The organism is Mucilaginibacter angelicae (assembly GCF_042434235.1).
Taxonomy (GTDB): domain Bacteria; phylum Bacteroidota; class Bacteroidia; order Sphingobacteriales; family Sphingobacteriaceae; genus Mucilaginibacter; species Mucilaginibacter angelicae.
Map to the genome: position 1 here is coordinate 17187 of NZ_JBHLTS010000023.1, position 26341 is coordinate 43527.

The following is a 26341-nucleotide window of genomic DNA, read 5'->3' on the forward strand; positions in this document are numbered from 1 at the left end:
AAAATCCAGGCTAATTAGCGCATAATTAATATTTTTGCGCTATCATGGCCGAAAAAAAACAAGATTACTCATTCTGGACTAAATACAAGCGTTTTGCAGGCACCGAAATTATGCTTTACGTGATCATGGTACTTGGCATTATCCTGGGCATAGTGATATTTAGTTACCTTTAATCAGGGTAACATTATCATTATCAGCATCGGCTATTGATTGGTAAAAATCAACAAGGTCCTGGTAGGTATCCTTACTGTAAGTGCCATCAATTATCTGCAATTTGCGGCTATAGATGAGTTTATCGCCGTTTACCGTAACGCCCGATTCGAATTTTCCGAAAGGTTTATCAATATTTACTTTTCTGGGGCGGATATCAACCTTATATCCTGCAGGTAAGTCATAAGTAATTTCATCATCATCAGTATAACCCCGGTTAATGTAAACATCATTGCGGCGGTTGCGTACCTCGCGCAGTACAGTGCTTATCCTGTTAACGGGGTTGGCCAGAAACACAATTTTTCCGTCAGCTACTGATCCATAATCACGTGCCGAAATCTTCAGTTTTTCGGTTGTATAGGGTTGGGCAGTTTTAAACTGTTTCAGATCGGCGCTTTCAATTTCAAGGTTATTGATCGGGTATATTTTTTTCAGGTCTTTTACCTGCTCTTTTGCCGATTCATAAATTACATGATCACGATCTTCATAATCCGCTCCTTTAAAATCAGTGGTAATTGAACCCTTAAGGGCACCATCATCGGCAATTGTAAAGGTAGCTTTGCGTTGCTTCAGGTTAGCCTGTGCTGTGTATTTGGGAGTATGCATCAATTTGCCACCCTCCGGGGTACAGGCTAATACGGTGCGATCGTCCGTAAAGTCGCCTAAAAAGCCGAAAGGTATGTTTTGACTGGTACACTCTAAAAAAGTAGTATCATTTTTAAAGGGTAGGCATAAAATAATATGGTTCCCCTGATCCATGCTTGCAAAATCGGCCATGAAGCTTACTTTGGGGCTACCGGCCTCCACCATACAGTAATATGAATCAATATTTACAGCTTTAAACAGTGCCTGCGTGTAATTAACCAGGGCCTTGCAATCGCCATAGTTTTGCTGGTCCACATCCGATGCCGGAAATGGTTGCAACCCGCCAATACCTACTGAAATATTGATGTAATGCGTTTTGCTTTGCATGTATTCATAAATTTTCCTGGCTTTTTGCTTGGGGTCGGAAACATCGCCGGTGAGTTCCTTGATCCGGGCAATAGTTGGTGGTGATAGCTGCTGTCTGCCTGTATTAAGTTTTTCGTATTGCCACTGGCCAAGTTCCTTCCAATTGGTAAAGGAACCGTTTACTCCCCGATAAATAAATTTTTCGGGGGCTATTTTAACGTAACTTATATTTGCACTGCGGATAGGGCTATAGGGTTCATATTTGGCAGCCTTTAAATTAATTGCCTGCCAGGTATAAGTTTTAAGGCCTTGCTTATTAGTGCCGATAACCACTTTAGTTGGAATATTGGCTTCTTTATACCTGATCTTAAAATCTGGCTTACATATAAACGTGTATGAACTTTTTTCAACGGCAACACCGGTTGATGAATTGGGCTCCCAATCTTTAAAATCAAGTGTTTGTTTTGACTTTACATCGTATTCGTAGCTTACAGTATACGGATAGTCGGTTACCATTGGGCGGTAATGTTTGATCTTGAGATCGGTAAAGAGCGAAAAGCCGTCATGATTGCTGTCATCATCAAAATCGCTTTCGCTAAACTTACTAACAGGTTTCCCGAACTGGTTGTAAATAATCCCTTTAACATCTTTTATAACACGGCTTTTGTCATGCCATATGCTGATTTCAACATCATCATCGCCATTTTTATTTAATACAGTAATGGTTCTTTTTACATTGAGCCAGGTATTGTCAAAGTCTTTTACTTCGGTGGTTATCTCTTCATTTCGTACCACGGCGCTGGCATATGGCAAAAGATCTTTTGAAATGAGCGATACATCATAGTTTTCCTGGGCTTGTACACAGGCGGCGGCTGAAAGTATAAAAAAGAAGGTTAAAAATGTTTTCATTATTTTTTCTTGAAAATCATATCAGCTTTTTCGGTAAGAATGATCTTGTTATAAAGTTCTTTCAGATAGGGGTATTCGGCTGAATCATAAGTTGATTTATTGAACTGTGTAATATTTGAAAAAGTGAAGGTGTTATTATCCTGCGTTTCAAATGTAGTGGCAAACATACCGCCTTTATTGGGTAGCGCGAAGGCGACAGCCGCCGGCGGTGTTTCAATCGTATATTGTGATGGCAGGTGCATTACCAGCACCAACCGGTCGTCCGATGCATAGCCCCAGTCAACCGGGTAATCGCGTTCGGCCAGTTTAAACGGATTGGTTGTGCGTTTTTGCCATATGAACGGGTTAAATGACAGCCTGTCGCGGTTGGCATTGTTGAATGCATCTATTTCAACATCAAAACTTTCTTTTAACGGATTATCAAGACTATCCAGGTTCACGATCTCTGATTTAAGTACTTTTAGCTTGGGCTGCTTTTCATCAAAATCTTCTACATATTCATCAACAGAATTGAATTTTTTGATCGCCTTGCGTTTTTCAAAGGCATCGTAGCCTTTATAGTAATTAGTAATGGTGCCCTTTAGTTTGCCGTTATCAAGCAATGTTAGTTCGATAGCACGGGTGGTGGCGGCTTTTGGCTGGGTGCCCAAATCAATCCAGTAGGATGGTTTGTTAAGGCTGATTACCCTGCCTTTGTCATTAACACATTTAAGCGGTAATAACCCAAATGAAAGCAGCGGATCGGTAGCATCCAGCAGGTAGGTTTTGTCGCCGATGGTTACCCTTGCAATTACATAATTAAAATCGGTTAATACAGGATACAGCATATTCACCATGCCGTGTTCGCGGGTTGATAGTAAAACCGGCTCGGCATTAAGGCCAGCTGCGCTTAACGCAGTAACAAGGGTTAAATTGATATCGGCAATGCTGCCGGTATGTGCGTCAAGTGCCTTCTTGATACCTTCATTACTTTCAATACCAATATAATCATTCCATTTTAACTGTTTTTGTACCCAGGTATAAATGGTTTTGGCTTTATCCAGCTCATCAGTTTTACCTGCAATAACAGGTGCTATGCGTTCCTTCAGCAAACTGGTACGTTTTATCTGGGAGCCAAACCCCTCTGATATTTTTAGCTGGCGGTCAACATCGCTCCATTCCTTGCTCACAACGCTTTTAACACTGGTATAGGGATTGGTCCACTCAACCAGTTCAAAAAATATAGCCGACAAAAAGTTTTTGCGGGCCGTCATATAATCTTCCTCAACAAATGCCGGGATATCTTTCATGGCATATGTAATATGCGAGCAATCGGCTTTTGAGCCGCCCGACGAAAAACATTCGCGTTCAACCTCCGAAGTGCTTTTGGTTAGTTTCAACGAGCCGCGTATAGATGCATTGAATGTCCAGAAGCCAGGTATATGCACCTCATATTGTGAGTATATTTTGGGGATGTCATCCTGGAAATTCCAACCATGAAATAAATCCCAATACGGAGAAACAACCTCGTATTTATATTCAATAATGCAACCGGGACGTAAAGCTGGCAATGCAAACTTTACAGTACTGCCATATTTATAATCTTTTACGGTATAAACTTTTTTGGTATCCAGTTCGGCTTGTTGAACTGTGCCGTTATCATCCTTATAATAGGTTGTACCGCTGATGTTTTGAACATCTTCGCCGCTGTTTTCTCCGTTATGGATAGGAATTGCTATGGTACCTTTGCTGAGGCCTTCTTTACTTAAGATTTTTATTTTGGCATGATAGGTAAATATCATTCTGATATGGTCGCTGACTTCATCGATCCTGGTTTTGCCAAATTCGTTTAAGAAAACAGCGTTAGCCTGTGGATCTTTATCGTATTTAACCATATCCATTTCTGATCCTTCAAAACCCGGTTCAAAATCCTGGGCCGACGCAAAGTGTGATAAGCCAATAGAAATCAAAAGAATAAGAAAAAATCTGCTCATATAAATTGTGATAATTAGGGATAATCAAATTAAATAATAAATTGGTATATTAAATAAATTAAAAAATTTATTCTGCTGATTAATTTTAGGACATTTGCGACCTTTGTATCTCTGAACACTGACAAATGAAATTAAATTTAAAACGCCCTCTCGCTTTCTTTGATCTTGAAACAACCGGTACCAATATCGGCGCCGACCGTATAGTTGAAATATCTGTTATCAAGCTTAACCCTGATGGCAGCGAGGAGGTAAAAACGTGGCGTGTTCACCCGGGCATTCCTATCCCGCTCGAGTCATCACTGGTGCATGGCATCTATGATGAGCACATACAAAACGAAAAGCAATTTAAAGAGCTTGGCCAGGAAATAGCCGATTTTATTGGCGACAGCGATCTGGCAGGATATAACTCAAATAAGTTTGATATCCCCATGATTATGGAGGAGTTTTTGCGTGCCGGTGTGTCGTTTAGCTTAGATGCGCGCCATTTTGTTGATGTGCAAAACATATTTCATCAAATGGAACAGCGTACCTTAAAAGCCGCTTACCAGTTTTATTGTAATAAAGTAATTGAAAATGCCCACTCGGCCGAGGCGGATACCCGTGCTACCATGGAAGTTTTACTTGCGCAGATTGAGCGTTACGAAAACGTGGAGTGGGAGGATAAAAAAGGCAACAAAACAATCCCTGTTGTTGGCGATGTTGAAGCTTTACACGCGTTTACCAATCTGAGCAAACCGGTTGATTTTGCCGGTCGTATGGTTTACAATGAACAAGGCGAAGAATTAATAAACTTCGGCAAGCATAAAGGCAAACGTGTAGAAGATGTGCTGAACGCAGAGCCAAGCTATTACTCATGGATGATGCAGGGCGATTTTCCGCTGTATACCAAACGCAAGCTTGAAGAGATCTATACCCGCTGGAACGCCAAAAAAACAGCCGAGCGCCAGGCTAACAAAGCCGCTCAGCCAAAGCCGGCAGACCAACAACCAGCTGCTCCTAAACCTGAATATCAAAAAAAGGAATATACCAAGCCCGATCATACCAAAAATCAACAGCCTCAAAACAAACCTTTTAAAAAGAAGGATGAGCCTGCACAGCCCGTTAACGATGATATGCTGGCCCAGTTGGCTTTGAAGTTTAAAAAGGGGTAATTTATAAGTAAAACGTCATTGCGAGGTACGAAGCAATCCCCGATTAGCAGAGCCACTCTGTATAGTTTGGGATTGCTTCGTACCTCGCAATGACGTTTTTGGTTATTATGCTATTTTGCTGAACTACAATAGCATTACATCACTTAATTCAAAGGCCCGGTTCAGACCTCTTTCAAAAAATCGATATTTCGTTTCAGCCCGCTGAATTTCGTACGCTTAACGGCTGAATTTTTAAATACTTTTTGAAAAATATCTTGTGTGATATCCTGCCAGTCGGCGGTTTTCAGGTGTAGCAGATCGGGGTGAGGGTTGAAGGCTGCTTCGGTATTAAGTACCGAGAACCGGTTCCAGGGGCAAACATCCTGGCAAACATCACAGCCAAACATCCAGTTATCCATTTTGCCTTTAAACTCCTGCGGAATTTCGTTTTTAAGCTCGATGGTTAAATAGGAGATACAGCGGCTGCCATCAACCACATAAGGGCCAACAATGGCATCGGTAGGGCAGGCATCTATACAATTGGTGCAGGTGCCGCAATGATCGGCTGTGGGGGCTATATCATATTCCAGCTCCAGGTCGATGATCAGTTCGGCCAGGAAAAAGAATGAACCGGCCTTTTTGTTAAGCAGGTTACTGTTTTTACCAATCCAGCCCATGCCCGCTTTACGTGCCCAGGCTTTGTCGAGCACGGGGGCCGAATCAACAAACGCACGGCCACCTACTTCGCCTATTTTTTCATTAATGATTTGCAGTAATTGCCTGAGCTTATCTTTTATTATTGTATGATAATCAATACCATAGGCATATTTGGAGATTTTTGGCGCGAACGGATCGTCCTGGAGCTGATCGGTATAATAATTAATACCTAAAGATATCACTGATTTTGCCCCGTCGACCAGTAAACGCGGGTCAAGGCGTTTATCGAAATGGTTTTCCATGTATGCCATTTCGCCGTGCATGTTTTTATTAAGCCAGGCTTCAAGGCGGGGGGCTTCAGTTTCCAAAAACTCCGCTTTGGCAATGCCGCAAAACAAAAAACCAAGCTTTTGAGCCTCGTTTTTAATGAGTTGACTGTATGTGGCTTTGTTTTGCTGCATTTATGCAAAGATAGTATAAATTGAAATTGGTGGACATACCGTAATGTTTCCTGCCTGTTTTAATAATGCTGATATACTGTACATGGGGATTATCCGTTATTATAGTTTACTCCCTTTTGCTATAAGGTAACTATTGGTGCAGTTTTTGTATCTGATTAACAAATAGGGATTTATAGCATGCTTGAGCATATAAAATACTTGCCCGCGCATGTGTTAGGGATACATGCAGTTGGCCACGTTACCATTAGCGATTATGAAAAGGCCTTGCAGCCATTGCTTGAGCTGCAGGTGAAGCAAACCGGACGGATAAACTTTTTATTGGTGTTGGAAACCAATATTAAAAATTTTACGGCAGGCGCCTGGTGCGGTAATATCAGGCTTGGCCTCAAGTATTTTACCCGGTGGAATAAAGTTGCCGTTGTAACCGATGAGGATGGGGTACGTGAGTTTAGTCACTTGTTTAAATATATTTTACCGGGCAAGTTTGCAGGTTACAAGCTGGAAGATTTGGATGAGGCCGTAAAATGGGTAACTGGAATTAAATAAATATCATTATGGAAACAATAGATAAAACAGCAGTAATGAATAACGATGATTCGGACCTGCACAATGATGAGATTGGTGAAAACACCGGCGACGATACTATAATAGCCGAAATAGTTCATTTAAAGCCCGGTGAAAAGGATATCAGTAACATGCCATCATCAAATAAAGGCCAGGGGCCAGCTGGGGAGAACTTATAGTTGCGCCCCCCGGCCCCCTAAAGGGGGAGTTTAGGAAATACTTAAACAAGAAATGCCCGACTTTGCCGGGCATTTCTTGTTTATCGCCAAATCGTGATACAACATATTGATTAAAAGCTCCCCCTTTAGGGGGCTGGGGGGCGAGGGCTAAAAGCTACTCCTGATACTGTTGCTTAAAGTCTTGGTGCTCCAGTAACCGCTGTCCAAAATACGGCGCACGGTCATCAGCGGATCAGACTGGTCGCGTTTATCTGCTAACTGGAAAGCCATTTTAAAGCCGCGTTTCCTGAGTTCAGGTAAGGCTGCTTTGTTCCAGATGCCAAATGGGTAAGCAAAATAATCCATTTTTTTGCCGGTGATTTCTTCCAGTGTTTTGGTTGGTTTTTCAATCTGGGTAACCCAGTCGTCAACCGGGCGGTTGGTTATTTTACCATTTTTACCGATGATCTTAAGGGTAGAGGTATGTGAGTAACGGTCAACCCTGTGGTGGTCCCAGGTGTGGCTGGCAACAACATTACCTTCGTCAGATAGTTGTTTTACCTGCTCTTTGGTCATATAATGCGGGCGACCTAATGATACGGTCATCACAAAATAGACCGCTTTAAAACCATACTTTTTAAGGGTAGGGTTGGCTATAGTGAACTGATCAAGATCTGTATCATCAAACGTAAGCATGATAGGCTTTTTAGGCAGTGGTGCACCTTTGGTAAGGTATGCATAAAGCTGATCGGGCAGTATGGTGTGATAACCGCTGTCGGCCAGCATTTTGATGTGTTCTTTAAAAGCGGCAATCTGTACTATATAATCTTTCGCATTTTTTGAATCTGTAGGTTTCCAATCGCGGATCTGGTGATAGCAAAGTATAGGTACCTGTTTGCGGGCCAAAATAGCGGCGGCATCGCCCTGAGGGGCAGCAGCATTGTCAGCAACCGGAGTCGCGGCCGATGGAGCGGCAATTGATTTATCTGATGGCTTCGACTGGCATGAAACAGCGCCGAAAGCACAAAGGGCCAGCATGGCTAACGTTTGTTTTATCATATTATAGGTTGGTTTTATTCCTTAATTAACGGCGGCTAAATTAATAATTATATAACACGCAACTCCTGCCATGTAAATAAAATTAATTAAGACTTTAAGTGCGATATGGGAATAATTACTGATTTTTACTGATGATCTGTTTCAGGCCCGGCTCGCAGGTAAGCAGGTGCCATCCGCCGAAAACCACAAATACTTTATTGTTGGTTTTAAGTAAGCTGTCAATGGTACGGAGCAGGTTTTGATCCCTGATCTCTTTGGAGGCCCGGCCAATTTGCTGAAATTTCCCCTTCGGGTCAAATGGATTGGTAGGCTCCAGTTCTTCCAGTTTAAAAGGGCGGTTTAGTAGTTTTTGATAGTTGGCTTTATAAAATTCAAGGGTTTGTTCGACGGGTGAAAGTTTAACAGCCCCGGTTTTCATAATATAACCGTTTATAAATTTGGCGTAGTTTGCTTTAAAGGCTGCACTGTCGGTAACAGGCGGCCGTTGGCCCCACATAAAACGTTCTGTAACAATATAAGCTAAGAACTCGCCGGTGGTGTATTTTTTCAGCAGTTCTTTAAACTCCAGACTATCAGTCATATCACCATTAACGGTTTTTATTTTAAGACTGTCGGCAAGTATTTTGGTAAGCCCTATTTCTCCGTCCTTTTGTATTGCTTCTTTTTTTGAAGGGAAAACTTTTTTAGATACATCACCCCCTTCATTAACGCATACATCGGGCTTAAATTCAAAAAACGTTTCCTCTATCTTCTTAAACATCGGGTTTTCGGTGTCGTTGTTATCAGGCAGGTGATTAACTCCGCAAAAAACGATCTCCTTTTTGGCGTTTTTAAATCTTAAGATATAGGGGTTAGCAGGCAGGTGACCAGCCTCATCCAGCTTGATCTTTAAGTAGCTAACTGTGGGGTAAACTTCAACAGGTGTTTTATCTTTTTTACTCCCGCAACCCAGCAGGGCCGAGGATAATAACAGCAGTAGTGTTGTATGTTTCATCGGCCCGGTTGTATTAATTTATAACACTATGCGTTTACCTTCTTTTATGGAGCGTTTAGCCGCATCGAGGATCTGCATCACTATCATATTATATTTTAATGATGAGCGGTCGTCCGGGTTTCTGAGCGGATTTTGCAGGGCAGCTGTAAAATAGGCTACAGGCGCGTCGGCAGGTGAAACAAGCGGAGTTGCTTTATACCCCCTTACGTGATTGTTAACTTTCACTTCAACGCTATCCTTATCAAAGGCATGTATATAACCCTTAGCGCCAAAAATCTCCAGATCCTTAATACCGAATGGCCAATTCCAGGAAGCTTCTATTTGCCCGGTGGCATTGGCATATTCAACCAGTACGGTGGCATCGTCTTCAACTTTTGGATATACGTTTGGTTTATAGTGCCTTGCAATGGCGGTTACTGCAATCGGGCGCTGGCCTTTCATCAGCCAGGTCATTAAATCGGCGCCGTAGCAGCCAAAATCATTAAGTGCTCCCGCGCCGTTCAGTACAGGGTCGGTAAGCCAGCTCAGGAAATCCTCGCTGCAGCCAATTTCACGAGGGCCCTGATGCCCGTCATGCACCACCATTTTTCGGATCATGCCTACGCTATCCAGCTTAACTGTATTGTATGCATCCTGGTATGATGGGTACCAGGTAGTTTCATAGTTGGTTAATACTTTAACGTAATACTTAAGCGCCAGGAACTCCATGCGCTTTGCCTGCTCAAGAGTAGCCGCTAAAGGTTTTTCAACCATAACAGAGATGCCCAGCGGCGCGCAGGTTTCTACAATATCCACATGTTTGCCAACCGCGTTATAGCCTAATACAATAGCAGGCTTGCGAACGGTGCACATTTTTTTCAGGTCGTCAAAAAACAACGAATCGGGAAGGTTATACAGCTTGCCAAATTTTTCCCAAAGCTTTTTATCAGGTTCGGCAATGCCTACAATGTTTACGTTGCCCTTACGGTACTCATTTAATATCAGGTGGATATGGTCATGGTTTAAACCCATAATGCCCACTTTTAGTGTAGGTACGGGCTTATGTACTGTAGGGATAGTATCTTTTTTTAGTTTGTTAACTGAATCGGCAGGCAGCGTAACCGCATTAGCCGGAGCAGGTGCAGTAACCGGTGGCGGAGGCGTTGTTTGTGCCAATGTAATGGTTATGCCGCTTAAAATAAATGCAGCTGTGGTGAACAGTAGTTTTAATTTGGTTTTCATGATTGGTGGCAATGTATACGTATATAGGTTTATATCAAAATAACGATGGATTTCCCCCCAGCTTTATCTTTCCCAAATGTTTATAGGCGGCTTCTGTAGCTTCACGCCCGCGGGCGGTGCGCATCAAAAACCCTTCCTGTATTAAAAACGGCTCGTAAACTTCTTCAATAGTGCCCTCATCTTCACCAACCGCTGTTGCAACGGTTTTTAAACCGACCGGCCCGCCTTTAAACTTGTCAATAATGGTAGTCAGGATCTTGTTGTCCATTTCATCAAGGCCGTGGCTGTCTACATTCAAAGCGTTTAGCGCATACTGGGCAATCTCCGTATCAATTTGGCCATTGCCTTTGATCTGGGCAAAATCACGTGTACGGCGAAGCAGTGCATTGGCAATACGCGGGGTACCGCGACTGCGGCGTGCAATTTCAAAAGCGCCCTCGTCAGTAATAGGAGTTTTTAATATCGATGCCGAACGTAATACAATGGTGGTAAGCAGTTTGGCATCGTAATATTCCAACCGCGAGTTAATGCCAAACCTGGCCCTTAAAGGCGCGGTAAGCAAGCCCGAACGGGTAGTAGCACCAACCAGGGTGAAGGGATTTAGCGAGATCTGTACCGAGCGGGCATTGGGGCCGCTTTCCAGCATGATATCTATCTTAAAATCCTCCATAGCCGAGTACAGGTACTCCTCAACCAGCGGACTTAAACGGTGGATCTCATCAATAAAAAGGATATCACCCGTTTCAAGGTTGGTAAGTAAACCGGCCAAATCGCCGGGCTTATCTAAAACAGGGCCGGAGGTGATCTTGATACCTACGCCCATTTCATTGGCTATGATGTGCGATAGGGTGGTTTTGCCCAAACCAGGAGGGCCGTGCAGCAGCACATGGTCAAGCGCTTCGCCGCGCTGGCGGGCGGCCTGTACAAAGATCCTTAAATTGGCTAATATTTTATGCTGACCGGTAAAGTCCTCGAACTGCTGCGGGCGCAATACTTTTTCAATATCACGTTCGGCAGGACTGAGGCGTTCGCGTTCAGGGTCAAGGTGCTCATTCATTGCCAACGAAATTAGTAATTTTTGGGGATATGAGATGTTAGATTTGAGATGTGAGACAAACTTTTTACCTGATATAAAACCTCACGTCTCAAATCTCATATCTCAAATCTAACCCTCCGGGTATTTCCTGAAGATGCTGTTGATCTTCATCTGGATCACTCCTAAAAATGCTTCGCGGAAAATGCGGGTCGACATTTTAGAGGTACCGGCCGTGCGGTCGGTAAATATAATGGGTACTTCCACCAGCTTAAAGCCATGTTTAAGTGTGGTGTATTTCATTTCGATCTGGAAGGCATAGCCAACAAACTTGATCTTATCCAGCCTCACGGTTTCAAGCACTCTGCGTTTGTAGCACATAAAGCCGGCAGTGGCATCCTGTACCCTCATGCCTGTAATAAAACGCACATAAACCGAAGCAAAATAACTCATCAGCACACGGCTCATAGGCCAGTTCACAACGTTTACCCCCGTTACATAACGTGAGCCTATGGCTGCGTCGGCACCATCAATGCAGGCTTGCCTTAGTTTCAACAGATCTTCCGGATTATGCGAAAAATCGGCATCCATCTCAAAAATATAGTCATAATGGCGGGCAATGGCCCATTTGAAGCCATGTATGTAGGCTGTACCAAGGCCTTGTTTACCGGCACGCTCTTCAATAAAAAGCCTGCCGTCAAATTCGGGTTGGAGGTCTTTAACGATAACTTGCGTACCATCAGGCGAACCATCGTCGATGACAAGTACGTGAAAATCATGAGGTAATGAGAATACCTTACGGATCATCCGTTCGATATTTTCTTTCTCATTATAGGTGGGTATGATTACGACGCTATCGGGCACTGAACAGTATTTTGAAAATGAGATGAATATTTAAGGTGCGAAAATAATCAATTTACAGAGCATCAAAACAAAAAAACAGGAAAGCTTGCGCAATCCTGTTTTTCGGAGTAGTATTTTACAAATTATGTGTATCGGCAATGACCTGATTTTCCACGTAAGGGTCGGTAATGTAGTTTCTTTCTTTTAGGCGTGGCGAAACAAACATGAATACGATGATGAAAACAGCAATAAAAGCTACAAAAAACCATTCGTAATTGGCACCTTTAAGGTTTTTAGCCCACCAGCCGCCATCTTCAATAAACCCATTAACAAGAGCTGTAATCAGGTTACCAAACGAAACAACCAGGAACCAGATTCCTGACATGGTACTTTTCATTGATTTTGGAGAATGGGTATAAGCATATTCTAAACCAGTAATTGATACCAATACTTCAGCAGCCGACAATATTAAAAAGGCTAATACCTGCCACCACATTGACGGCGAGCCACCATGATCAATACTTACATGTGTAAAACCGATAACTACGAATGATAATGCTGTTAAGACCAAACCGGCACCAAGCCTGCGTAATGGTGTTGTTTTTAATCCGATCTTATCTAAACCCGGATAAATCACATAGTTAAAAAGTGGTATGAATAACAGAAGGAAAACAGTGTTAAATGTAGACATTGAACCAGGTTCTATCTTGAACGATGTAAAACCGAGGTTGATGTTTCGATCCATTTTTTCAGCATAAAGCGTCCATTCTGAAAGGCACTGGTCCCAAACAGCCCAAAATGCCAGTGCAAAAAAGAATACGGAAATTACACGGTATACCGCTTTAACTCCTTCAACGCGTTCGGGATCATATTTTTCTTTAGCAATATCAAGTAATGATTGGCCGGGCTTCTTTTTACTTAAATTGGTAAGCGCATACCATGTAATAAACACCAGGTTATTTCGGTTTACGCCTTGCGGAGGTACTTTTACGTACTTTTTGCGACCCATAAAAAATATCACAGTTGCCAAAGCCATTAATATACCGGGAATACCAAAAGCCCATTTAGGGCCGTAATATTTATAAACAGTAGGTATAGCCACCGTTGATAGCATAGAGCCGGCATTGATACTAAAGTAAAACCAGCCGTAAACCTTTGAGAGCAAATCCTGATTGCTGGCATCAAACTGGTCGCCTACGTTGGCCGAAACACACGATTTGATACCACCCGCACCGATAGCTACAACAAGCATACCTATCTCAAAACCATCGAGGCTTGTATCAAACATCGCCAGCAACAAGTGTCCAAGGCAATATACCACGGAAATATAAAGGATGAGTTTATATTTGCCGGTAAACCAGTCGGCCACCATTCCGCCTACAAATGGCAAAGCGTAAGCCACCATAACAAATAAATGATTCAGTTTATTGGCATGGGCATCAGCCTGTTGCGCCAACGCGGCACTACCTGTAGGGTTAAAGAACTGTTTTACCAAAAATAGTGTAAGTATTGAACGCATACCATAAAAGCTAAAACGTTCAGCTGCTTCATTCCCGATAATATAAGGGACACTTCTGGGGAATCGTGATTTTTTTGGGGTGGTTGCAGAGATTTCTTGCATTATCATCAATAGTTTTTGCTAAAGTACTATATTTCTATTAATTCGAAATTTAATACCGAAAGTGTTACAAGTTATATATTAAATGTTTGGGTTTTTTACGTAGTGCTTTAGTTTAATTCTTAATGTTTAACCGGTAACAGTGCCCGGTCCTTAGCGGCCTGTTTTTTAGGGTCAACATATTCAGTATCAGTGCCGGTACTGCCGCCATCAGCAATGTTGCGCATGTCAAGGTCTTCTACATAAGTCCAGCGGCCGTCTTTTAATTTATAACCGTCGTAACTCAGGTCGGGGCCAAAAGTTTCGGGCTTGTCTTTGCTCCGGCCATCGGGTGCCGAGAGGTGGTCAAACACAATGAGGTTTTGCTCCGGTATATACCTCAACAGCATGGATACCTGGCGGGAATATTCAAATATCACCCTGTCGCGGGTTTTGCCGTTGCCGTTAAATATGGGCATGCCGAATTGTGGCACGCCATTGTTGAAGGAAATTACATCGATCACCTTTTTTGTCGATTTTACCGTATTGCCTTTCCAGCCTACTAATACATAGTAAGGCCTTGGGCCATACACCGGCACTATTTTATAATATTGTGCTCCGTACCATTTATGGCTATCAGTTACCGAATCTTCGGGGTTTTGCAATAAGGGCGAGTAATCCTCAAGCGGGTACATTTTGAGCGGACCGCCGGTATTGATTTGCACCGTTCCGTAAAAACGATAGCTGCCATCAAGGTTGATCACATGCCAGCTCAGGATGCGGAAGCGGTTATCGGGCGAGTTGATAATGCTGATGCTCTTAACCGAATCAAAGGGGAACAGGAAGGAGTTATTGATCTTTAATGCCTGTACCAGTGTTTTAATAAACTGGTAATTGGCGTTTTTACGCTCCATATCGTTTTCATCGTTCACAATCTTTTTGCCGAGCCTGGCAAGGCTGTCCTGGTATTCGCCAAGTTTTTTGAGGCGTGTACCCTCATCATAGTATTGGGCAAAGGTTTGCAGGCAAAGCAGGATGGAAAGGAGGGTTAGGGCAGCTTTTTTTGTCACGATTTTTAATTAATTAGTTGAGCTTGTTGTTTACGTTATTTTTTCACGCCTGTCATGACAAGTTTAAAAAACTTTTGTCATGCTGAGGAACGAAGTATCTTCTTCACTCTGTATGGCGGCTTTACCTATCGAAGAAGATCCTTTGCTATCGCTCAGGATGACAAATAATTATCGGATCGTTGTCATCTCTCCTTCATAACCCGCCTGATTTTCAAACTCGCAGTAACGTTGTTTTTAAAGTATTAACGTAAATTTTCAATAACCATTGCACTGGCACCGCCGCCACCATTACAGATACCGGCCGCGCCGTACTTGCCGTTATTTTGCTTTAATACGTGCAAAAGGGTAACAATGATTCGTGCACCTGAAGCGCCAAGAGGATGGCCCAATGAAACAGCGCCGCCGTTAACATTCACTTTTTCAGGGTCGAGGTTCAAAAGCTGGTTGTTAGCTATTGATACTACAGAGAAAGCTTCATTGATCTCAAAGAAATCAATTTCGGAACTTTGGAGACCAGCCCTGTGCAGCGCAAGCGGGATCGCTTTTGATGGGGCAGTGGTAAACCATTCGGGAGCCTGCTGAGCATCAGCATAGGATACTATTTTGGCCAGCGGCTTTATGCCCAGCTCATCTGCCTTTTCACGGCTCATCAGCACTACAGCTGCAGCGCCATCATTAAGGGTTGATGCGTTTGCGGCTGTAACAGTGCCGTCCTTTTTAAATACGGGTTTTAACGATGGGATCTTTTCAAACTTTACTGTTTGAGGCTCCTCATCTTCGGTAAACATGGTGATATCTCCTTTTTTGTCCTTAAGGCCAACGGGGGTTATCTCATCTTTAAATTTGCCGTCTTCCTGTGCTTTTTGGGCACGTTGGTATGATAATATGGCGTAGGCATCCTGTTCTTCACGGCTGATGTTGCAGTCGGTAGCACAAAGCTCGGCTGCCGAGCCCATGTGGTAATCATTATAAACATCCCAAAGACCGTCTTTTACCAGACCGTCGATGATTTGCCCGTTGCCTAAACGATAGCCGTTGCGTGCTTTATCCAAATAGTAAGGTACATTGCTCATGCTTTCCATGCCGCCGGCAACCACAATATCATTTTGGCCTATGGCAATACTTTGGGCGGCCAGCATGATGGCTTTCATACCCGATGCACAAACTTTATTAACGGTTGTAGCAGGCAGATAGGGAAGCCCTGCAAATATTGCTGCCTGGGTAGCCGGTGCCTGCCCAATGTTGGCCGACATTACATTACCCATATAAACTTCCTGCACCTGGTTGGGCTGTAAGCCTGCTTTTTCCACTGCCGATTTGATGACTGCCGCGCCCAGTTGTGTGGCGCTTATGGCTGCCAAACTACCGCCAAAACTACCTATAGGTGTACGTGTGGCCGCTACTATTACTACTTCTTTCATGTGTCCCTCATTAAAATTGGTGGGCAAATTTAATTATTTGGACGAAAGAAAATGCTATGCATGCATAATATTTAGTTGCGGGAGATTAGAGGTTGGAGATTAGTTAGATTAAGGTTTTAAATAAGGAATACATTATATTGCTGTTTGTAGAAGGAAGACAGAAAAAAGAGATTCGTTATTTCATTTGTGGACGACAGGGCTAAACCAAGCCTTCGCTAAATAAAGCCTCATTACTTCCTTCGTTATGAAGGCTCATAAAACCTGCGAGGATCAATACGTTTAAATTAGGAGTTTCATTCGCCAGTTTAAGGAAGGTAAATTCTATTACGGCACCATAGGTGATTTTTATAAGCTGAATCCCGAACTCGTCTGTCCAAAAATAATCAGAGCTGAAAAAGCGGCTGTCAAGCAGTGCTTTAAAGGAATTGTTGAGTTTTAGGCTCACTTTGGTGCTGAAGAGTTTTTTTTCGCCATAACCAATCACTTTTTTTTCGGGCGTTTGGATGGCAAAATCGCCGGAGGTTGAACCTAAAGCTACTATAATATTATTATTGGTTTCCAAAATGGTTTTGAGTGCTTTATCAAAAGCAAAGTAAATGCGGCCATAGGTGTGGATATTATCAGTTACAATATAATATTTGTGCCTTAAGCTATAGCTACCTCCACTCTTTAACCAAAGTTTATTCCCCGGTAATTGGTCAAAGTCGTTGTATGGAATTGATTTGATTTCTTCTGTATTCATTTCTCAACTTAACTAAGTTGTTCAAATTAATAAATGATGATTTTAATTGGGGTAGTAGCGTGATACCGGCCTTATGGCTAAGACCACGTGCTTAATTCGTTTAATTAGTGAAAGGCTCAAACTAATCTCTAACCTCCAATCACTGATCACTATCTTCCTTTTTCTTCTTCGCGCCTTTTTTGCGCACAAGCAAGGCCTGTTGCATGAGGTATTCGATCTGGCCGTTGGTGCTCCTGAATTCTTCGGCGGCCCAGTTCTCTATCTCCTTCAGCATGTCGGGATTAATACGTAATACAAATGCTTTTTTTTCGGCCATATCAACTTACGGCCGCTGCTTCGGCCTGCTTTAACAAAACTAAATTTATGCCCAGTAACGCCAGTAAAGGCAGTTCTGGTATTTTTTTTACCATATCCAGGTCTGTTTTTACAATAAAAGGTTTTTTCCAGCTCCAGAATTTGGTTTGCACCTTCAGGATATCGCCCAGTTGTTCGCTTACCCAGGTATAATTGTGCGACAGGATCTTTTTATTATAAAAAGTAGCTGTAAGGCCATTATTCATGCTCATGTTTACTTTACGGCACCAAACCTGCGGCGTTATCAGCCCTATCTCCATGCCATCGGGCTGCTCAATTATAAATTTGCGGCCTAACCAGCTTTTACGTTTTACAATCCAGTTGCCGCCGGCTGTTTCAAGTGTACAGGTGCGTTTTAAAGCGCCAATATAAGTAAGCTTGCCGTAGCTAAACTGTCCGTCGGTAAGCTCGTACCACGGCCGCAAAAAGCCGTGCCTCAGCACTATTAATTCCGGTACGCGGAGCTGGTCGAAATTTCTGAATTGATCCATGATATTAATGGTATAAAGTACCGGTATTAACAACAGGGTTAACTGCTTTATCGCCGCAAAGTACAACCAGCAGGTTGCTCACCATGGCTGCCTTGCGTTCTTCATCAAGTTCAACTATGTTTTTTTCTGATAGTTTGTTCAGTGCCATTTCAACCATGCCAACCGCGCCTTCAACAATAAGCCTGCGGGCAGCAATAATAGCCGATGCCTGCTGTACCTGCAGCATGGAATGTGCAATTTCGGGCGCATAGGCCAAATGCGAAATGCGGGCTTCCAAAACCTCAATGCCGGCACGGTCAAGCCTTTCGTTCAGCTCTTTCTCCAGCAACATGCTTACCTGCTCAGCGCCGCCGCGCAGGGTGATGGTGGCAGTTTCATCTTCCAGGTTATCATATGGGAATGAGTTTGCCAAATGCCTTACTGCGGCCTCGCTTTGAATGTTTACATACTGGATATAATTTTCAACCGCAAACACGGCCGCGGCGGTATCCTTGATCTGCCATACAATAACAGCAGCAATTTCAATAGGGTTACCAATGCTGTCGTTCACTTTCAGTTGCTGGCCGTTAAGGTTAAAAGCCCTTAACGATATTTTCCTTTTTACGGTGAAAGGGTTCACCCAGTAAAAGCCGTCCTTTTTTACGGTACCCAGGTACTTGCCGAAAAGGGTAAGCACTTTTGATTCGTTAGGGTTAACGACAACAAGTCCCGGGAGCAGAAAAACAAAGCCAAGGATAGCTAATATAGCGCCGATAGGTTCTTCGCCGGCCCAAAAGCAAAGGGCAGCTACTACCAATAATGCCAGGAATACAATAAACACGGCAAAGCCGGATGGCGGGTTGATGGTTTTTTCAGGATTCATGATTTAGATTGATTTTAAAATGATATCACAAAGATATCAAATTTGTTTTTACAAAAACAAGAAAAACTGCATATAACAGAAACTTATATTATTTTTGGCGGGTTAATCATTTAAATGGCAAAACTATCCACTTCGCGCCAAAAGGCTTTACTGCGCAAATACGCCCGTAATGTTAAGTTTTTGATGATGCTGATAAGTATCGTGCTCATTGTTTACTTTTTACCAAAGCAGGCAAAATTTAGCTACGAACACGAAAAGGGCAGGATCTGGAACCAGAAGGACCTGGTATCCCCCTATAATTTCGCCATATTAAAAACACCTCAGGAAATCGTAGCCGACCAGAAATCGGCACTGGAAAGCATTACGCCAATTTACCAGCTGGATGCTGCCATGCAAAACCAACAGATTGAAGGTTTTAAAGCTGATTTGGAAATTAAATGGCACAATGCGGGTATTAATGATAAATTAAAACCGAAGTATATAGCCGCTGGTACTGATTTACTTACGGAAATTTACCAAACGGGTGTTTTTAAGCCCAATGCCAAGTACCAGCAAAGCTCAGAGAACTATCCCGTAAGGATCCTGGATAAAAATGTTGCCACTGATAAAAACACCAATGAGCTGTTTACCAAAGAAAAAGCACAGGCTTATTGTGATAAGGTACTGAGCAAGCATTCCGATCTGGATAAAGCTTTCCTGCTCGATTTGATCAGTAACCGCCTCCAAAACAACCTCTCTTATGATAATAACCTTACCTCCCGGCTGGAGAAGGAAGTTATTGACGGCCTTTCGGTAACACGTGGTATGGTACAAAAAGGGGAGGTGATAGTTTACAAAGGCTCGGTAGTTAATGATGATGTTTATCAAAAGCTGGAATCATTTAAAAAGGCTTTTGAGGATAATGCCCGTGTTAATGGTAACCGCAACCTGGTATTGCTGGGGCAGTTTTTCCTGGTGGCTATAGCCATATCGCTGCTCATGATTTTCCTTTACCTTTTCCGTAAAGATATTTATGCCGATAACAGGCTGGTGAGTTTGATATTGCTGGTAATTACCACCATGCTGGCTACCTTATCGCTGGCTATAAAATTGCAGTTTCCTACCAATTTGTATTATATTCCTTATTGTATAGTACCTATCATTATCCGCATATTGTTTGATACCCGTTTGGCGCTTAATATCCACTTGCTGGTAGTGCTGATAGCCGGCTTTTTTGTGCCTAACAGCTTCGAGTTTGCTTATTATGAGATCACGGCAGGCATGGTATCCATCTACAGTATTAAAAACCTGGTACGCCGCGAGCAGTTCCTGATCTCGGCGGTGATCATCATCTTTACTTACTTCGTAGCATTTTTAGGCATCACCTTTATCCGCGAGGGTGATTTCCTGAATATCGACTGGATGGACTTTTTGCCTTTTGTAGTTAGCGTTCTGCTTACCCTGCTGGCTTACCCACTCATTTACCTGTTTGAAAAGATATTTGCCATCACATCCGAAATTACGCTTATTGAGCTTACCAATACCAACGCACCTTTGCTGCGTGAACTGGCTTTTAACGCTCCGGGTACTTTTCAGCATTCGCTGCAGGTAGCTAACCTTGCCGAAAATGCTATTTATGCCGTTGGCGGCAATGCACTGCTGGTTAGGGCAGGGGCACTATATCATGATATCGGTAAAATGGAGAACCCGCTGTTCTTTATCGAAAATCAAAGCTCGGGCTTTAACCCGCATGATAAGCTACCTTATGAAGAAAGCGCCCAGATCATTATCCGCCACGTGAGCAAGGGTATTGAAATGGCGCGCAAGGCCAACCTGCCCGAAGTGGTGATCGATTTTATCCGTACACATCATGGTAACACCCGGGTAGATTATTTTTACCAGTCGTCATTGAAAAATTTTCCTGAAAAATTCATCAACGAGAACATTTTTCGCTATCCCGGGCCTATTCCTTTTACCAAAGAAGGCGCCGTTTTGATGCTTGCTGACTCGGTTGAGGCTGCTTCACGCTCTTTAAAAGAACCTGATGAAGAATCGATCAGTGTACTGGTTGATCGTATTGTGAAATATAAACTTGATCAAAATCAGCTGAAAGACAGTAATATAACATTGAAAGATATTGAAACTATTAAAGCTATTTTTAAGCGGATGCTGATGAGCATTTACCACGTTAGGATAGATTATTAGAAAATCATTTTTTTTTTTGAGGGGATGCTTGAATTACTATATTTGCAGTCCCTGAAAAAGGGACAATAAATTAAAAGTAAAACGGAGAGGTGCCTGAGAGGCCGAAAGGATCAGTTTGCTAAACTGACGTACTGGAAACGGTACCGAGGGTTCGAATCCCTCCCTCTCCGCAAAAGCCCAAACTAAGGGCTTTTTTTATTTTTGGATAACGGTTTTTATGAGGTTCTGATTTTTAGGATAGTAATAAAAACAAAAATGGAGAGGTGCCTGAGAGGCCGAAAGGATCAGTTTGCTAAACTGACGTACTGGAAACGGTACCGAGGGTTCGAATCCCTCCTTCTCCGCAAAAAAGCACAGTAGTATTCAATATTACTGTGCTTTTTTATTAGTCTTTTTAAACCCATGATCAAAATCTTAATGATCATCAACAAAAAGGGGGTTAAACAATAAAGAAAATATAGTATTGTCTGTGATTTTTTCTATGCAGCTTCGACGTTTCATACTGCTAAAGGCAACTCATAATAAGTTGAAATCATATTAAATTCTTATTTATCGATTTTAAATACCGTAAAAATACGGTATTTATTTTTCAGATTAGTTATTATCTTAGATGCTAATAACTAAGCACTTGTCACATGAAAAAAAACTTCTTGCTATCAATCCTGTTGCTGTTGCTCACCGAACTTACTTTGGCCCAGTCGACCGGTAATACCATCATTGATATTGGCAACCAGCAATCGGTAGTGCAAACAGCAATTAAGGACAGCAAGATAACGTTCCCCAAATTGCCGGTCACGCTAACGCTCCAGTTTTCTCCGGACGATTTCAACAACTATACCCTTACTTTTGTCGATAAAGCGCCTAAACCGGGGTTGGTACTGTCCATGAATGTGGTCAAGGAAGACGACCAGCATATTAAATTACACTACAGCGACCTGGATGGTGGTAAGCTGACCTTATTATTTGCTGATGGCAAACTGGTTGGCATTGGTTCAAGGATACTCAAAACAAGCGTTTCGGTACCTTTGGTCGATGGCAAAGTGACAATGAGCTATGCTAAGGCTGTAACAGCACCGGCTACGACAGACAAAACATTATGCGATGAACTCACGGCCGACGATAAGGCTACGCAAACAGTTTTACAAACAAACTATCAAACGGGCCCACCTTATACTTATTTGAAAACAGTTCCGACGGCGCCCTCTAACGACATCCCGTATCCTTTTCCGCAGCATTGGCAGACCAATCATGGTGCGACTGCATCTACTGATAAAAAAGGAAGAGCACTTACAGAGAAATACGTATTGTTTTATGACACCCGCACGTCAAAAGAACCGTTATACCTGCTTAAACTCAAACTGACCCAAGGTGGCAACTATGAATATTTCAACACTAAGAAGAGGATTGCACCAATTGCAGATCGCGGTCTTCTTGTCCAGGTTATCGGCAGCGCGGACAGTACTTATGTAGTTTCAACCGATTCTACACAGTATTTTTTGGATGCGGAAAAAACGTTTGCAGGATTATTCACACCGGCGGCAAAATCAACTGCAACTACCGGTGCAGCACCTGGCGGAGACTCGGGAAAAGATCTATTAGGAGGTAATCCACCGATGACCGATATCCAGTTAAAAGAGAAACTGGAAAAGCTGAACAACGAATTGACCATATTCAACCAGGAATTTGCGGATATCAGCTTGAAAGAAGGTCAATATCATCAGGAGCTGCAATGGCTTCAATCCAAGATATGGGAAAATTTGCATGTCACTGCCAATGATTCCAAGGTATTTGCAACTGATGTGACCATCCTCAGCCGGTCGATCATTGACAAAAAATACTTCCAGGATTTTTGCGACCTAATAGAAAGTATCCGGCAGCAGCTTGATGTTGCGATAAATAAAAAACCAACCGTAACGATACACAACACTTATATCCCTATTCCGAATGTTGATGCCTTTACCTTACATTTAAAAACGAAAAATGTTAAAAAAGACATTTTCTCGCATCCTTTTAACGTTAGCCGGGGATTTAAGATAGATTTTAGCACCGGCTTAATGGTCAGTGGCCTGCACAACTCAGATTTTGTTACCGGAACCGAGTCTTTCCGGTACAAGACAGGAACTGATTCGGTCAGTATCAATGGACAGATTAAACATACTTTTGGTGGGACGCTGCGGGATACCTCGCTTACCGTTTTGCACGAAAATAAAAAATTGACCTATGGAGCGGGAGTGATGGCCCATTTTTACACCCGCTCGGGCACCTATGTTAATGGCGGGGGCGCCGTGGGTGTCTTAGTCAATGGCAGTGATATGCAATGGCTGGTGGGTGGTTCATTGATGTTCAGCATCGGCAAATCCAGGATAGCGTTCAGCAGCGGTTTGGCTATGGGACAACACAAAGTCCTTTCCGGCGAAAATAATCAATACCTGTGGGATGGTAAAACCCGCACATTTGATTCCAGATATGATCTGCCTGCCGGTTATACCGGCAACAGCAGTCCGTCAACTACAGATGTATGGGGTAAAAGCTGGTTTGCTGCGATCACCGTTAATTTTGCTTCATTAACCGTTTCAAAATAAATCCCTCGTCATGGCCAACAGACAATTAACTTTTAGGATACAATGCCAGGAACAGGACCAGTGGTGCTGGGCTGCTGTAGCGAATAGTGTCTCGCACTTTTATACTGTGCCCTCCGCCTGGACCCAATGTACGGTAGCCAGCACTTGTCTTAACCGGCAAGACTGCTGTAATGATCCTGCTGGCTGTAACCAGCCCTGGTATCTCGACCGTGCACTTCAGACAACGCAAAACTTCAGAGCACCCGTACAGGCTGGTACACTAACGCCGCAAGCCATCCAAACCGAAATAGATGCCGGGAGGGTGATCGGGGTTAGAATAGGGTGGAACCCCAGTGGCGGCCATTTTGTGACCATCTATGGCTATAACGATACACCGGGCACATTTTATGTTTATGTAGGCGACCCCTGGTATCCCAATTCTATGATAAATCTTGCTAACTTTAATACAGCATATCAGGGAAATGGAAGGTGCACTAACACCTACCTTACTGATCCCCCTGCTGGCGGCGGCATGATACAATTTTCATCTATACAACAACAGCTTGCGGAAAAAGCAGTGGACTTTAAAAAATCACTGGCACCGGAAACGAAAACCAATCGGCTGGCGTTGGCGCGCCCGCATGATGTTTATATTATTGACTTGATTTCACTGGAAGAAAGAAGAATCAGATTGAAAAAAGGCGGGCATCGCCTTATCGATACCACCGATGGAGACAGTCAGATGATTTACGATTTTAGTGACGAAGGTACTTCAGCTGTTTTGCAGCAGGTTATTCATAGTCAAAGCTATACCAAACATTATAATAAACAGATCGACAGGCTGGAGGAACAATTTGAAAAAAGTTCTGTGCCTTTTGAATTAAGGATTGTCAGACAGCCGCAACTCAAGGTAGAGGCCTTATGGCTTCACCGGAATGGAAAAACCTACCTGGATCGTTTTATACCGATCACAGACAGTAGGGATCTTAAGGAGGGAGTACTATACAGCAGATTCCGTTTTTTTCGTGTGCTATTTGCCCGTGCAGCTGAGTATCAGAAATATGATGACGAACTGTTAGGTGGTTGATCTGTATTACCATGAAATTCTATTCGGTGTTCTGCCATAAGTATATAATTCGCCCAATACTACACTAAATGAATTCTGGATAATGAAAAATTAGAAAGAATGAGGAGATTCTTTATTGTAGCGTTACTGTTTTTGCTTGGCCAAACTTAATCAGAAGAGTTACTTATACTGTTCTCTGAAATTTCTCTGGTCACCACCAGTATTCCTTCTAAGTATTCTAATAGATTCCCATTCACCCCGCGAAAACAACAAAACCCTAAGATAATAGGGTTTGTTGTTTAAAATAAGTACAGTTGATCATTTAGTGTTCTAAATTCCATAATGCTCACTGAAAGCTATAAGAAAGTAAGGCTTTCTGAATTTTAGTACCCCCTAATCGGCGACCACAAATGCCTGACAAACCTCTTTCCGATTTAAAATTGGAGGAGCGAAATCATGTCTCATTCTTTTTTCGGGGGCTTTGCAAAAGCGATGGCATTATGTATTTATTTCAACCCCATCGGTAATATAATTTCAACGAATAGTATCTTAGGGATATGAATATTAGCCTTCATGACCAATACAAAGACTATTCTACAGTCGACCTGCTGAAAATAACGATGCATCCCGGATCATATGAGCACGCTGTCATCATTGAAGCTACAGAAATACTAAAAACCAGGGTAATAACACAGGCAGATATAGAAAAGGCAGAAGACGGTTTTAGGGAAGACGCCTCTCCGGCCCCCAAAAAAGGGCTATTAGCAAATATCTTTAAGATTAGTAGCTATAACCATGAAAAATGGTTGAATGTAATACTTGCTATAGCTGTATTTGAGTATTTACATTTGTTATACACCGACATTATAGTGTTTGATCATCTTCTTTATGGTTACGATTATCCGTATAGAATGGTAAACGCGCTGTCGTATATAGATTTATTGTACCTGCCCTTTGTGTATTATATGTTTTATAAACGTATGCGCTGGGGGTGGATAGCATTATTTGGAGTAAAGCTTTTCACAATTGAACCTTCGCTGTTATTTTATTTTAACGAATATTGGCCAGTAGAGCATGGAATTGGACTCTTACCCTATTCGCTGTTAACTATTCTCTTAGATATCCCCATCCTCATTTTCCTTTGGAAGCAGGAAATCAGCAATATCTTCAATGTTAATAGCAGAACAAAGAGGTTAACTGTTTTATCGATTGGGTTTATGCTTGCGTTATTAACCTGTATTGGTCGATATAATCGTACAAATTACGCGCAGCTAAAATCAAATACTGAAAATCAAATTAAAACAGCTGGCGAACCATCAGACACTACCACTACACCTCCGTCAAAATTACTTGCATTAATTAAAGCCAGGAACGAAAAACCGGTAGATACAACATACATGCCAACCGGCTTTTATTTTCTTGCAGAAAAAGGTAATGGAATCAGCATGCGCGAAGAGAAATCGGATGAGATTTATACCATTTCCCCATTACCATTTGCTTCTGTCAAAAATATAAGCAAAGTAAAATTTGAGAAAGTCCAGCTTCAGGAAGGAGGGTATACAAACCTGTGTATGACATTTGACGATACAGGAACTAAAGATCTCGCAAAAGGTACCGGAAATCCGCTATATCCAAAAATTGCGGTAATTATTGCAAACAAACTGTTATATGTTGTTGAAAATCGAACATCAATTAAAACCGGAATAATGTGTGTAGCACTCCTCGGCTATTCTGAAAAAGAGATGGATGAAATGCGTAATTCCATAGATATAAAAAGGTAATTAACATCTAACATTCTTATGGCAGAAATAGACGGAAGATGATTTACAA

At 42.5% G+C, this 26341-nt stretch carries 23 protein-coding genes and 2 tRNA genes; 10 read left to right on the forward strand and 15 right to left on the reverse strand.

Features of this window, described 5'->3' with window-relative positions; genetic code table 11:
• Positions 1 to 44 precede the first annotated feature (44 nt).
• A complete protein-coding gene (locus ACFFGT_RS17200) occupies positions 45 to 173 on the forward strand; it encodes a hypothetical protein (RefSeq protein ID WP_377023768.1) in 129 nt (42 codons plus the stop codon).
• Here the strand turns inward: ACFFGT_RS17200 and ACFFGT_RS17205 are convergent.
• Positions 160 to 2070: a DUF3858 domain-containing protein gene (locus ACFFGT_RS17205; RefSeq protein WP_377023769.1), complete on the reverse strand. Its 1911-nt coding sequence runs from the start codon at positions 2068 to 2070 to the stop codon at positions 160 to 162. The genes ACFFGT_RS17200 and ACFFGT_RS17205 overlap by 14 nt on opposite strands.
• Positions 2070 to 4043 carry a DUF3857 domain-containing protein gene (locus tag ACFFGT_RS17210; protein WP_377023770.1) on the reverse strand — a complete coding sequence of 658 codons (1974 nt, stop codon included), beginning with the start codon at positions 4041 to 4043 and terminating at the stop codon, positions 2070 to 2072. The genes ACFFGT_RS17205 and ACFFGT_RS17210 overlap by 1 nt, the downstream gene beginning before the upstream one ends.
• A 125-nt stretch (positions 4044 to 4168) precedes the next feature.
• On the opposite strand from ACFFGT_RS17210, the gene ACFFGT_RS17215 reads away from it, so the two are divergent.
• On the forward strand, positions 4169 to 5194 hold the full coding sequence (locus tag ACFFGT_RS17215; RefSeq protein ID WP_377023771.1) for an exonuclease domain-containing protein: 1026 nt from the start codon (positions 4169 to 4171) through the stop codon (positions 5192 to 5194).
• Between the two features lie 161 nt (positions 5195 to 5355).
• On the opposite strand, the gene queG is transcribed toward ACFFGT_RS17215, so the two are convergent.
• Positions 5356 to 6291 (reverse strand): tRNA epoxyqueuosine(34) reductase QueG, encoded by a 936-nt coding sequence (gene queG, locus ACFFGT_RS17220; protein ID WP_377023772.1) that lies wholly within the window; start codon positions 6289 to 6291, stop codon positions 5356 to 5358.
• A gap of 177 nt (positions 6292 to 6468) precedes the next feature.
• Between queG and ACFFGT_RS17225 the strand changes: the two genes are divergently transcribed.
• Positions 6469 to 6837, forward strand: a complete 369-nt coding sequence (locus tag ACFFGT_RS17225) for a SpoIIAA family protein (RefSeq protein ID WP_377023773.1) — start codon at positions 6469 to 6471, stop codon at positions 6835 to 6837.
• A gap of 8 nt (positions 6838 to 6845) precedes the next feature.
• A complete protein-coding gene (locus ACFFGT_RS17230) occupies positions 6846 to 7034 on the forward strand; it encodes a hypothetical protein (RefSeq protein WP_377023774.1) in 189 nt (62 codons plus the stop codon).
• Positions 7035 to 7181: 147 nt separating this feature from the next.
• Here ACFFGT_RS17230 and ACFFGT_RS17235 read toward each other — a convergent pair whose 3' ends face one another.
• The 12 genes from ACFFGT_RS17235 to ACFFGT_RS17290 form a co-directional block, all read right to left on the reverse strand.
• Entirely contained in the window at positions 7182 to 8072 is an 891-nt protein-coding gene (locus tag ACFFGT_RS17235) for a polysaccharide deacetylase family protein (RefSeq protein ID WP_377023775.1), read from the reverse strand.
• A gap of 115 nt (positions 8073 to 8187) precedes the next feature.
• On the reverse strand, positions 8188 to 9066 hold the full coding sequence (locus ACFFGT_RS17240) for a hypothetical protein (protein WP_377023776.1): 879 nt from the start codon (positions 9064 to 9066) through the stop codon (positions 8188 to 8190).
• An 18-nt stretch (positions 9067 to 9084) separates the two neighbouring features.
• Complete coding sequence (locus ACFFGT_RS17245; protein WP_377023777.1) at positions 9085 to 10287, reverse strand: Gfo/Idh/MocA family protein; 1203 nt, start codon at positions 10285 to 10287, stop codon at positions 9085 to 9087.
• Between the two features lie 34 nt (positions 10288 to 10321).
• A complete protein-coding gene (gene ruvB / locus ACFFGT_RS17250; RefSeq protein WP_377023778.1) occupies positions 10322 to 11344 on the reverse strand; it encodes a Holliday junction branch migration DNA helicase RuvB in 1023 nt (340 codons plus the stop codon).
• A 108-nt stretch (positions 11345 to 11452) separates the two neighbouring features.
• Positions 11453 to 12184 carry a polyprenol monophosphomannose synthase gene (locus ACFFGT_RS17255; protein WP_377023779.1) on the reverse strand — a complete coding sequence of 244 codons (732 nt, stop codon included), beginning with the start codon at positions 12182 to 12184 and terminating at the stop codon, positions 11453 to 11455.
• Positions 12185 to 12299: 115 nt separating this feature from the next.
• Positions 12300 to 13682 (reverse strand): POT-type proton-dependent oligopeptide transporter, encoded by a 1383-nt coding sequence (locus ACFFGT_RS17260; RefSeq protein WP_377023780.1) that lies wholly within the window; start codon positions 13680 to 13682, stop codon positions 12300 to 12302.
• Between the two features lie 221 nt (positions 13683 to 13903).
• A complete protein-coding gene (locus ACFFGT_RS17265; RefSeq protein WP_377023781.1) occupies positions 13904 to 14830 on the reverse strand; it encodes a hypothetical protein in 927 nt (308 codons plus the stop codon).
• Positions 14831 to 15072: 242 nt separating this feature from the next.
• Positions 15073 to 16251 (reverse strand): acetyl-CoA C-acyltransferase, encoded by a 1179-nt coding sequence (locus ACFFGT_RS17270; RefSeq protein WP_377023782.1) that lies wholly within the window; start codon positions 16249 to 16251, stop codon positions 15073 to 15075.
• Between the two features lie 199 nt (positions 16252 to 16450).
• Positions 16451 to 16993, reverse strand: coding sequence for a hypothetical protein (locus ACFFGT_RS17275; protein ID WP_377023783.1), 543 nt, complete (start codon positions 16991 to 16993; stop codon positions 16451 to 16453).
• Positions 16994 to 17132: 139 nt separating this feature from the next.
• Positions 17133 to 17309: a type II toxin-antitoxin system antitoxin gene (locus ACFFGT_RS17280; RefSeq protein WP_377023784.1), complete on the reverse strand. Its 177-nt coding sequence runs from the start codon at positions 17307 to 17309 to the stop codon at positions 17133 to 17135.
• A gap of 1 nt (position 17310) precedes the next feature.
• Positions 17311 to 17838, reverse strand: coding sequence for a hypothetical protein (locus tag ACFFGT_RS17285; RefSeq protein ID WP_377023785.1), 528 nt, complete (start codon positions 17836 to 17838; stop codon positions 17311 to 17313).
• 4 nt (positions 17839 to 17842) lie between these two features.
• On the reverse strand, positions 17843 to 18700 hold the full coding sequence (locus ACFFGT_RS17290) for an SPFH domain-containing protein (RefSeq protein ID WP_377023786.1): 858 nt from the start codon (positions 18698 to 18700) through the stop codon (positions 17843 to 17845).
• A 114-nt stretch (positions 18701 to 18814) separates the two neighbouring features.
• Between ACFFGT_RS17290 and ACFFGT_RS17295 the strand changes: the two genes are divergently transcribed.
• From ACFFGT_RS17295 to ACFFGT_RS17320, 6 genes are all read left to right on the forward strand, one after another.
• Positions 18815 to 20884, forward strand: a complete 2070-nt coding sequence (locus ACFFGT_RS17295) for an HD family phosphohydrolase (RefSeq protein ID WP_377023787.1) — start codon at positions 18815 to 18817, stop codon at positions 20882 to 20884.
• A gap of 83 nt (positions 20885 to 20967) precedes the next feature.
• Positions 20968 to 21054 (forward strand) — tRNA-Ser (locus ACFFGT_RS17300).
• An 87-nt stretch (positions 21055 to 21141) separates the two neighbouring features.
• A tRNA-Ser gene (locus tag ACFFGT_RS17305) sits at positions 21142 to 21228 on the forward strand.
• A 291-nt stretch (positions 21229 to 21519) separates the two neighbouring features.
• Entirely contained in the window at positions 21520 to 23466 is a 1947-nt protein-coding gene (locus ACFFGT_RS17310; RefSeq protein WP_377023788.1) for a hypothetical protein, read from the forward strand.
• A gap of 10 nt (positions 23467 to 23476) precedes the next feature.
• A complete protein-coding gene (locus ACFFGT_RS17315) occupies positions 23477 to 24532 on the forward strand; it encodes a C39 family peptidase (protein ID WP_377023789.1) in 1056 nt (351 codons plus the stop codon).
• A 536-nt stretch (positions 24533 to 25068) separates the two neighbouring features.
• Positions 25069 to 26292 carry a hypothetical protein gene (locus tag ACFFGT_RS17320; protein WP_377023790.1) on the forward strand — a complete coding sequence of 408 codons (1224 nt, stop codon included), beginning with the start codon at positions 25069 to 25071 and terminating at the stop codon, positions 26290 to 26292.
• Positions 26293 to 26341: the final 49 nt, after the last annotated feature.

Excerpts from the sequence above, each read along its gene's own strand:
- queG (WP_377023772.1), bottom strand. The coding sequence starts at position 6,291 with ATGCAGCAAAACAAAGCCACATACAGTCAACTCATTAAAAACGAGGCT.
- ACFFGT_RS17285 (WP_377023785.1), bottom strand. The coding sequence starts at position 17,838 with ATGGATCAATTCAGAAATTTCGACCAGCTCCGCGTACCGGAATTAATA.
- ruvB (WP_377023778.1), bottom strand. The coding sequence starts at position 11,344 with ATGAATGAGCACCTTGACCCTGAACGCGAACGCCTCAGTCCTGCCGAA.
- ACFFGT_RS17205 (WP_377023769.1), bottom strand. The coding sequence starts at position 2,070 with ATGAAAACATTTTTAACCTTCTTTTTTATACTTTCAGCCGCCGCCTGT.
- ACFFGT_RS17315 (WP_377023789.1), top strand. The coding sequence starts at position 23,477 with ATGGCCAACAGACAATTAACTTTTAGGATACAATGCCAGGAACAGGAC.
- ACFFGT_RS17200 (WP_377023768.1), top strand. The coding sequence starts at position 45 with ATGGCCGAAAAAAAACAAGATTACTCATTCTGGACTAAATACAAGCGT.
- ACFFGT_RS17260 (WP_377023780.1), bottom strand. The coding sequence starts at position 13,682 with ATGCGTTCAATACTTACACTATTTTTGGTAAAACAGTTCTTTAACCCT.
- ACFFGT_RS17280 (WP_377023784.1), bottom strand. The coding sequence starts at position 17,309 with ATGGCCGAAAAAAAAGCATTTGTATTACGTATTAATCCCGACATGCTG.
- ACFFGT_RS17230 (WP_377023774.1), top strand. The coding sequence starts at position 6,846 with ATGGAAACAATAGATAAAACAGCAGTAATGAATAACGATGATTCGGAC.
- ACFFGT_RS17290 (WP_377023786.1), bottom strand. The coding sequence starts at position 18,700 with ATGAATCCTGAAAAAACCATCAACCCGCCATCCGGCTTTGCCGTGTTT.
- ACFFGT_RS17240 (WP_377023776.1), bottom strand. The coding sequence starts at position 9,066 with ATGAAACATACAACACTACTGCTGTTATTATCCTCGGCCCTGCTGGGT.
- ACFFGT_RS17225 (WP_377023773.1), top strand. The coding sequence starts at position 6,469 with ATGCTTGAGCATATAAAATACTTGCCCGCGCATGTGTTAGGGATACAT.
- ACFFGT_RS17235 (WP_377023775.1), bottom strand. The coding sequence starts at position 8,072 with ATGATAAAACAAACGTTAGCCATGCTGGCCCTTTGTGCTTTCGGCGCT.
- ACFFGT_RS17245 (WP_377023777.1), bottom strand. The coding sequence starts at position 10,287 with ATGAAAACCAAATTAAAACTACTGTTCACCACAGCTGCATTTATTTTA.
- ACFFGT_RS17210 (WP_377023770.1), bottom strand. The coding sequence starts at position 4,043 with ATGAGCAGATTTTTTCTTATTCTTTTGATTTCTATTGGCTTATCACAC.
- ACFFGT_RS17275 (WP_377023783.1), bottom strand. The coding sequence starts at position 16,993 with ATGAATACAGAAGAAATCAAATCAATTCCATACAACGACTTTGACCAA.
- ACFFGT_RS17320 (WP_377023790.1), top strand. The coding sequence starts at position 25,069 with ATGAATATTAGCCTTCATGACCAATACAAAGACTATTCTACAGTCGAC.
- ACFFGT_RS17270 (WP_377023782.1), bottom strand. The coding sequence starts at position 16,251 with ATGAAAGAAGTAGTAATAGTAGCGGCCACACGTACACCTATAGGTAGT.
- ACFFGT_RS17295 (WP_377023787.1), top strand. The coding sequence starts at position 18,815 with ATGGCAAAACTATCCACTTCGCGCCAAAAGGCTTTACTGCGCAAATAC.
- ACFFGT_RS17215 (WP_377023771.1), top strand. The coding sequence starts at position 4,169 with ATGAAATTAAATTTAAAACGCCCTCTCGCTTTCTTTGATCTTGAAACA.
- ACFFGT_RS17310 (WP_377023788.1), top strand. The coding sequence starts at position 21,520 with ATGAAAAAAAACTTCTTGCTATCAATCCTGTTGCTGTTGCTCACCGAA.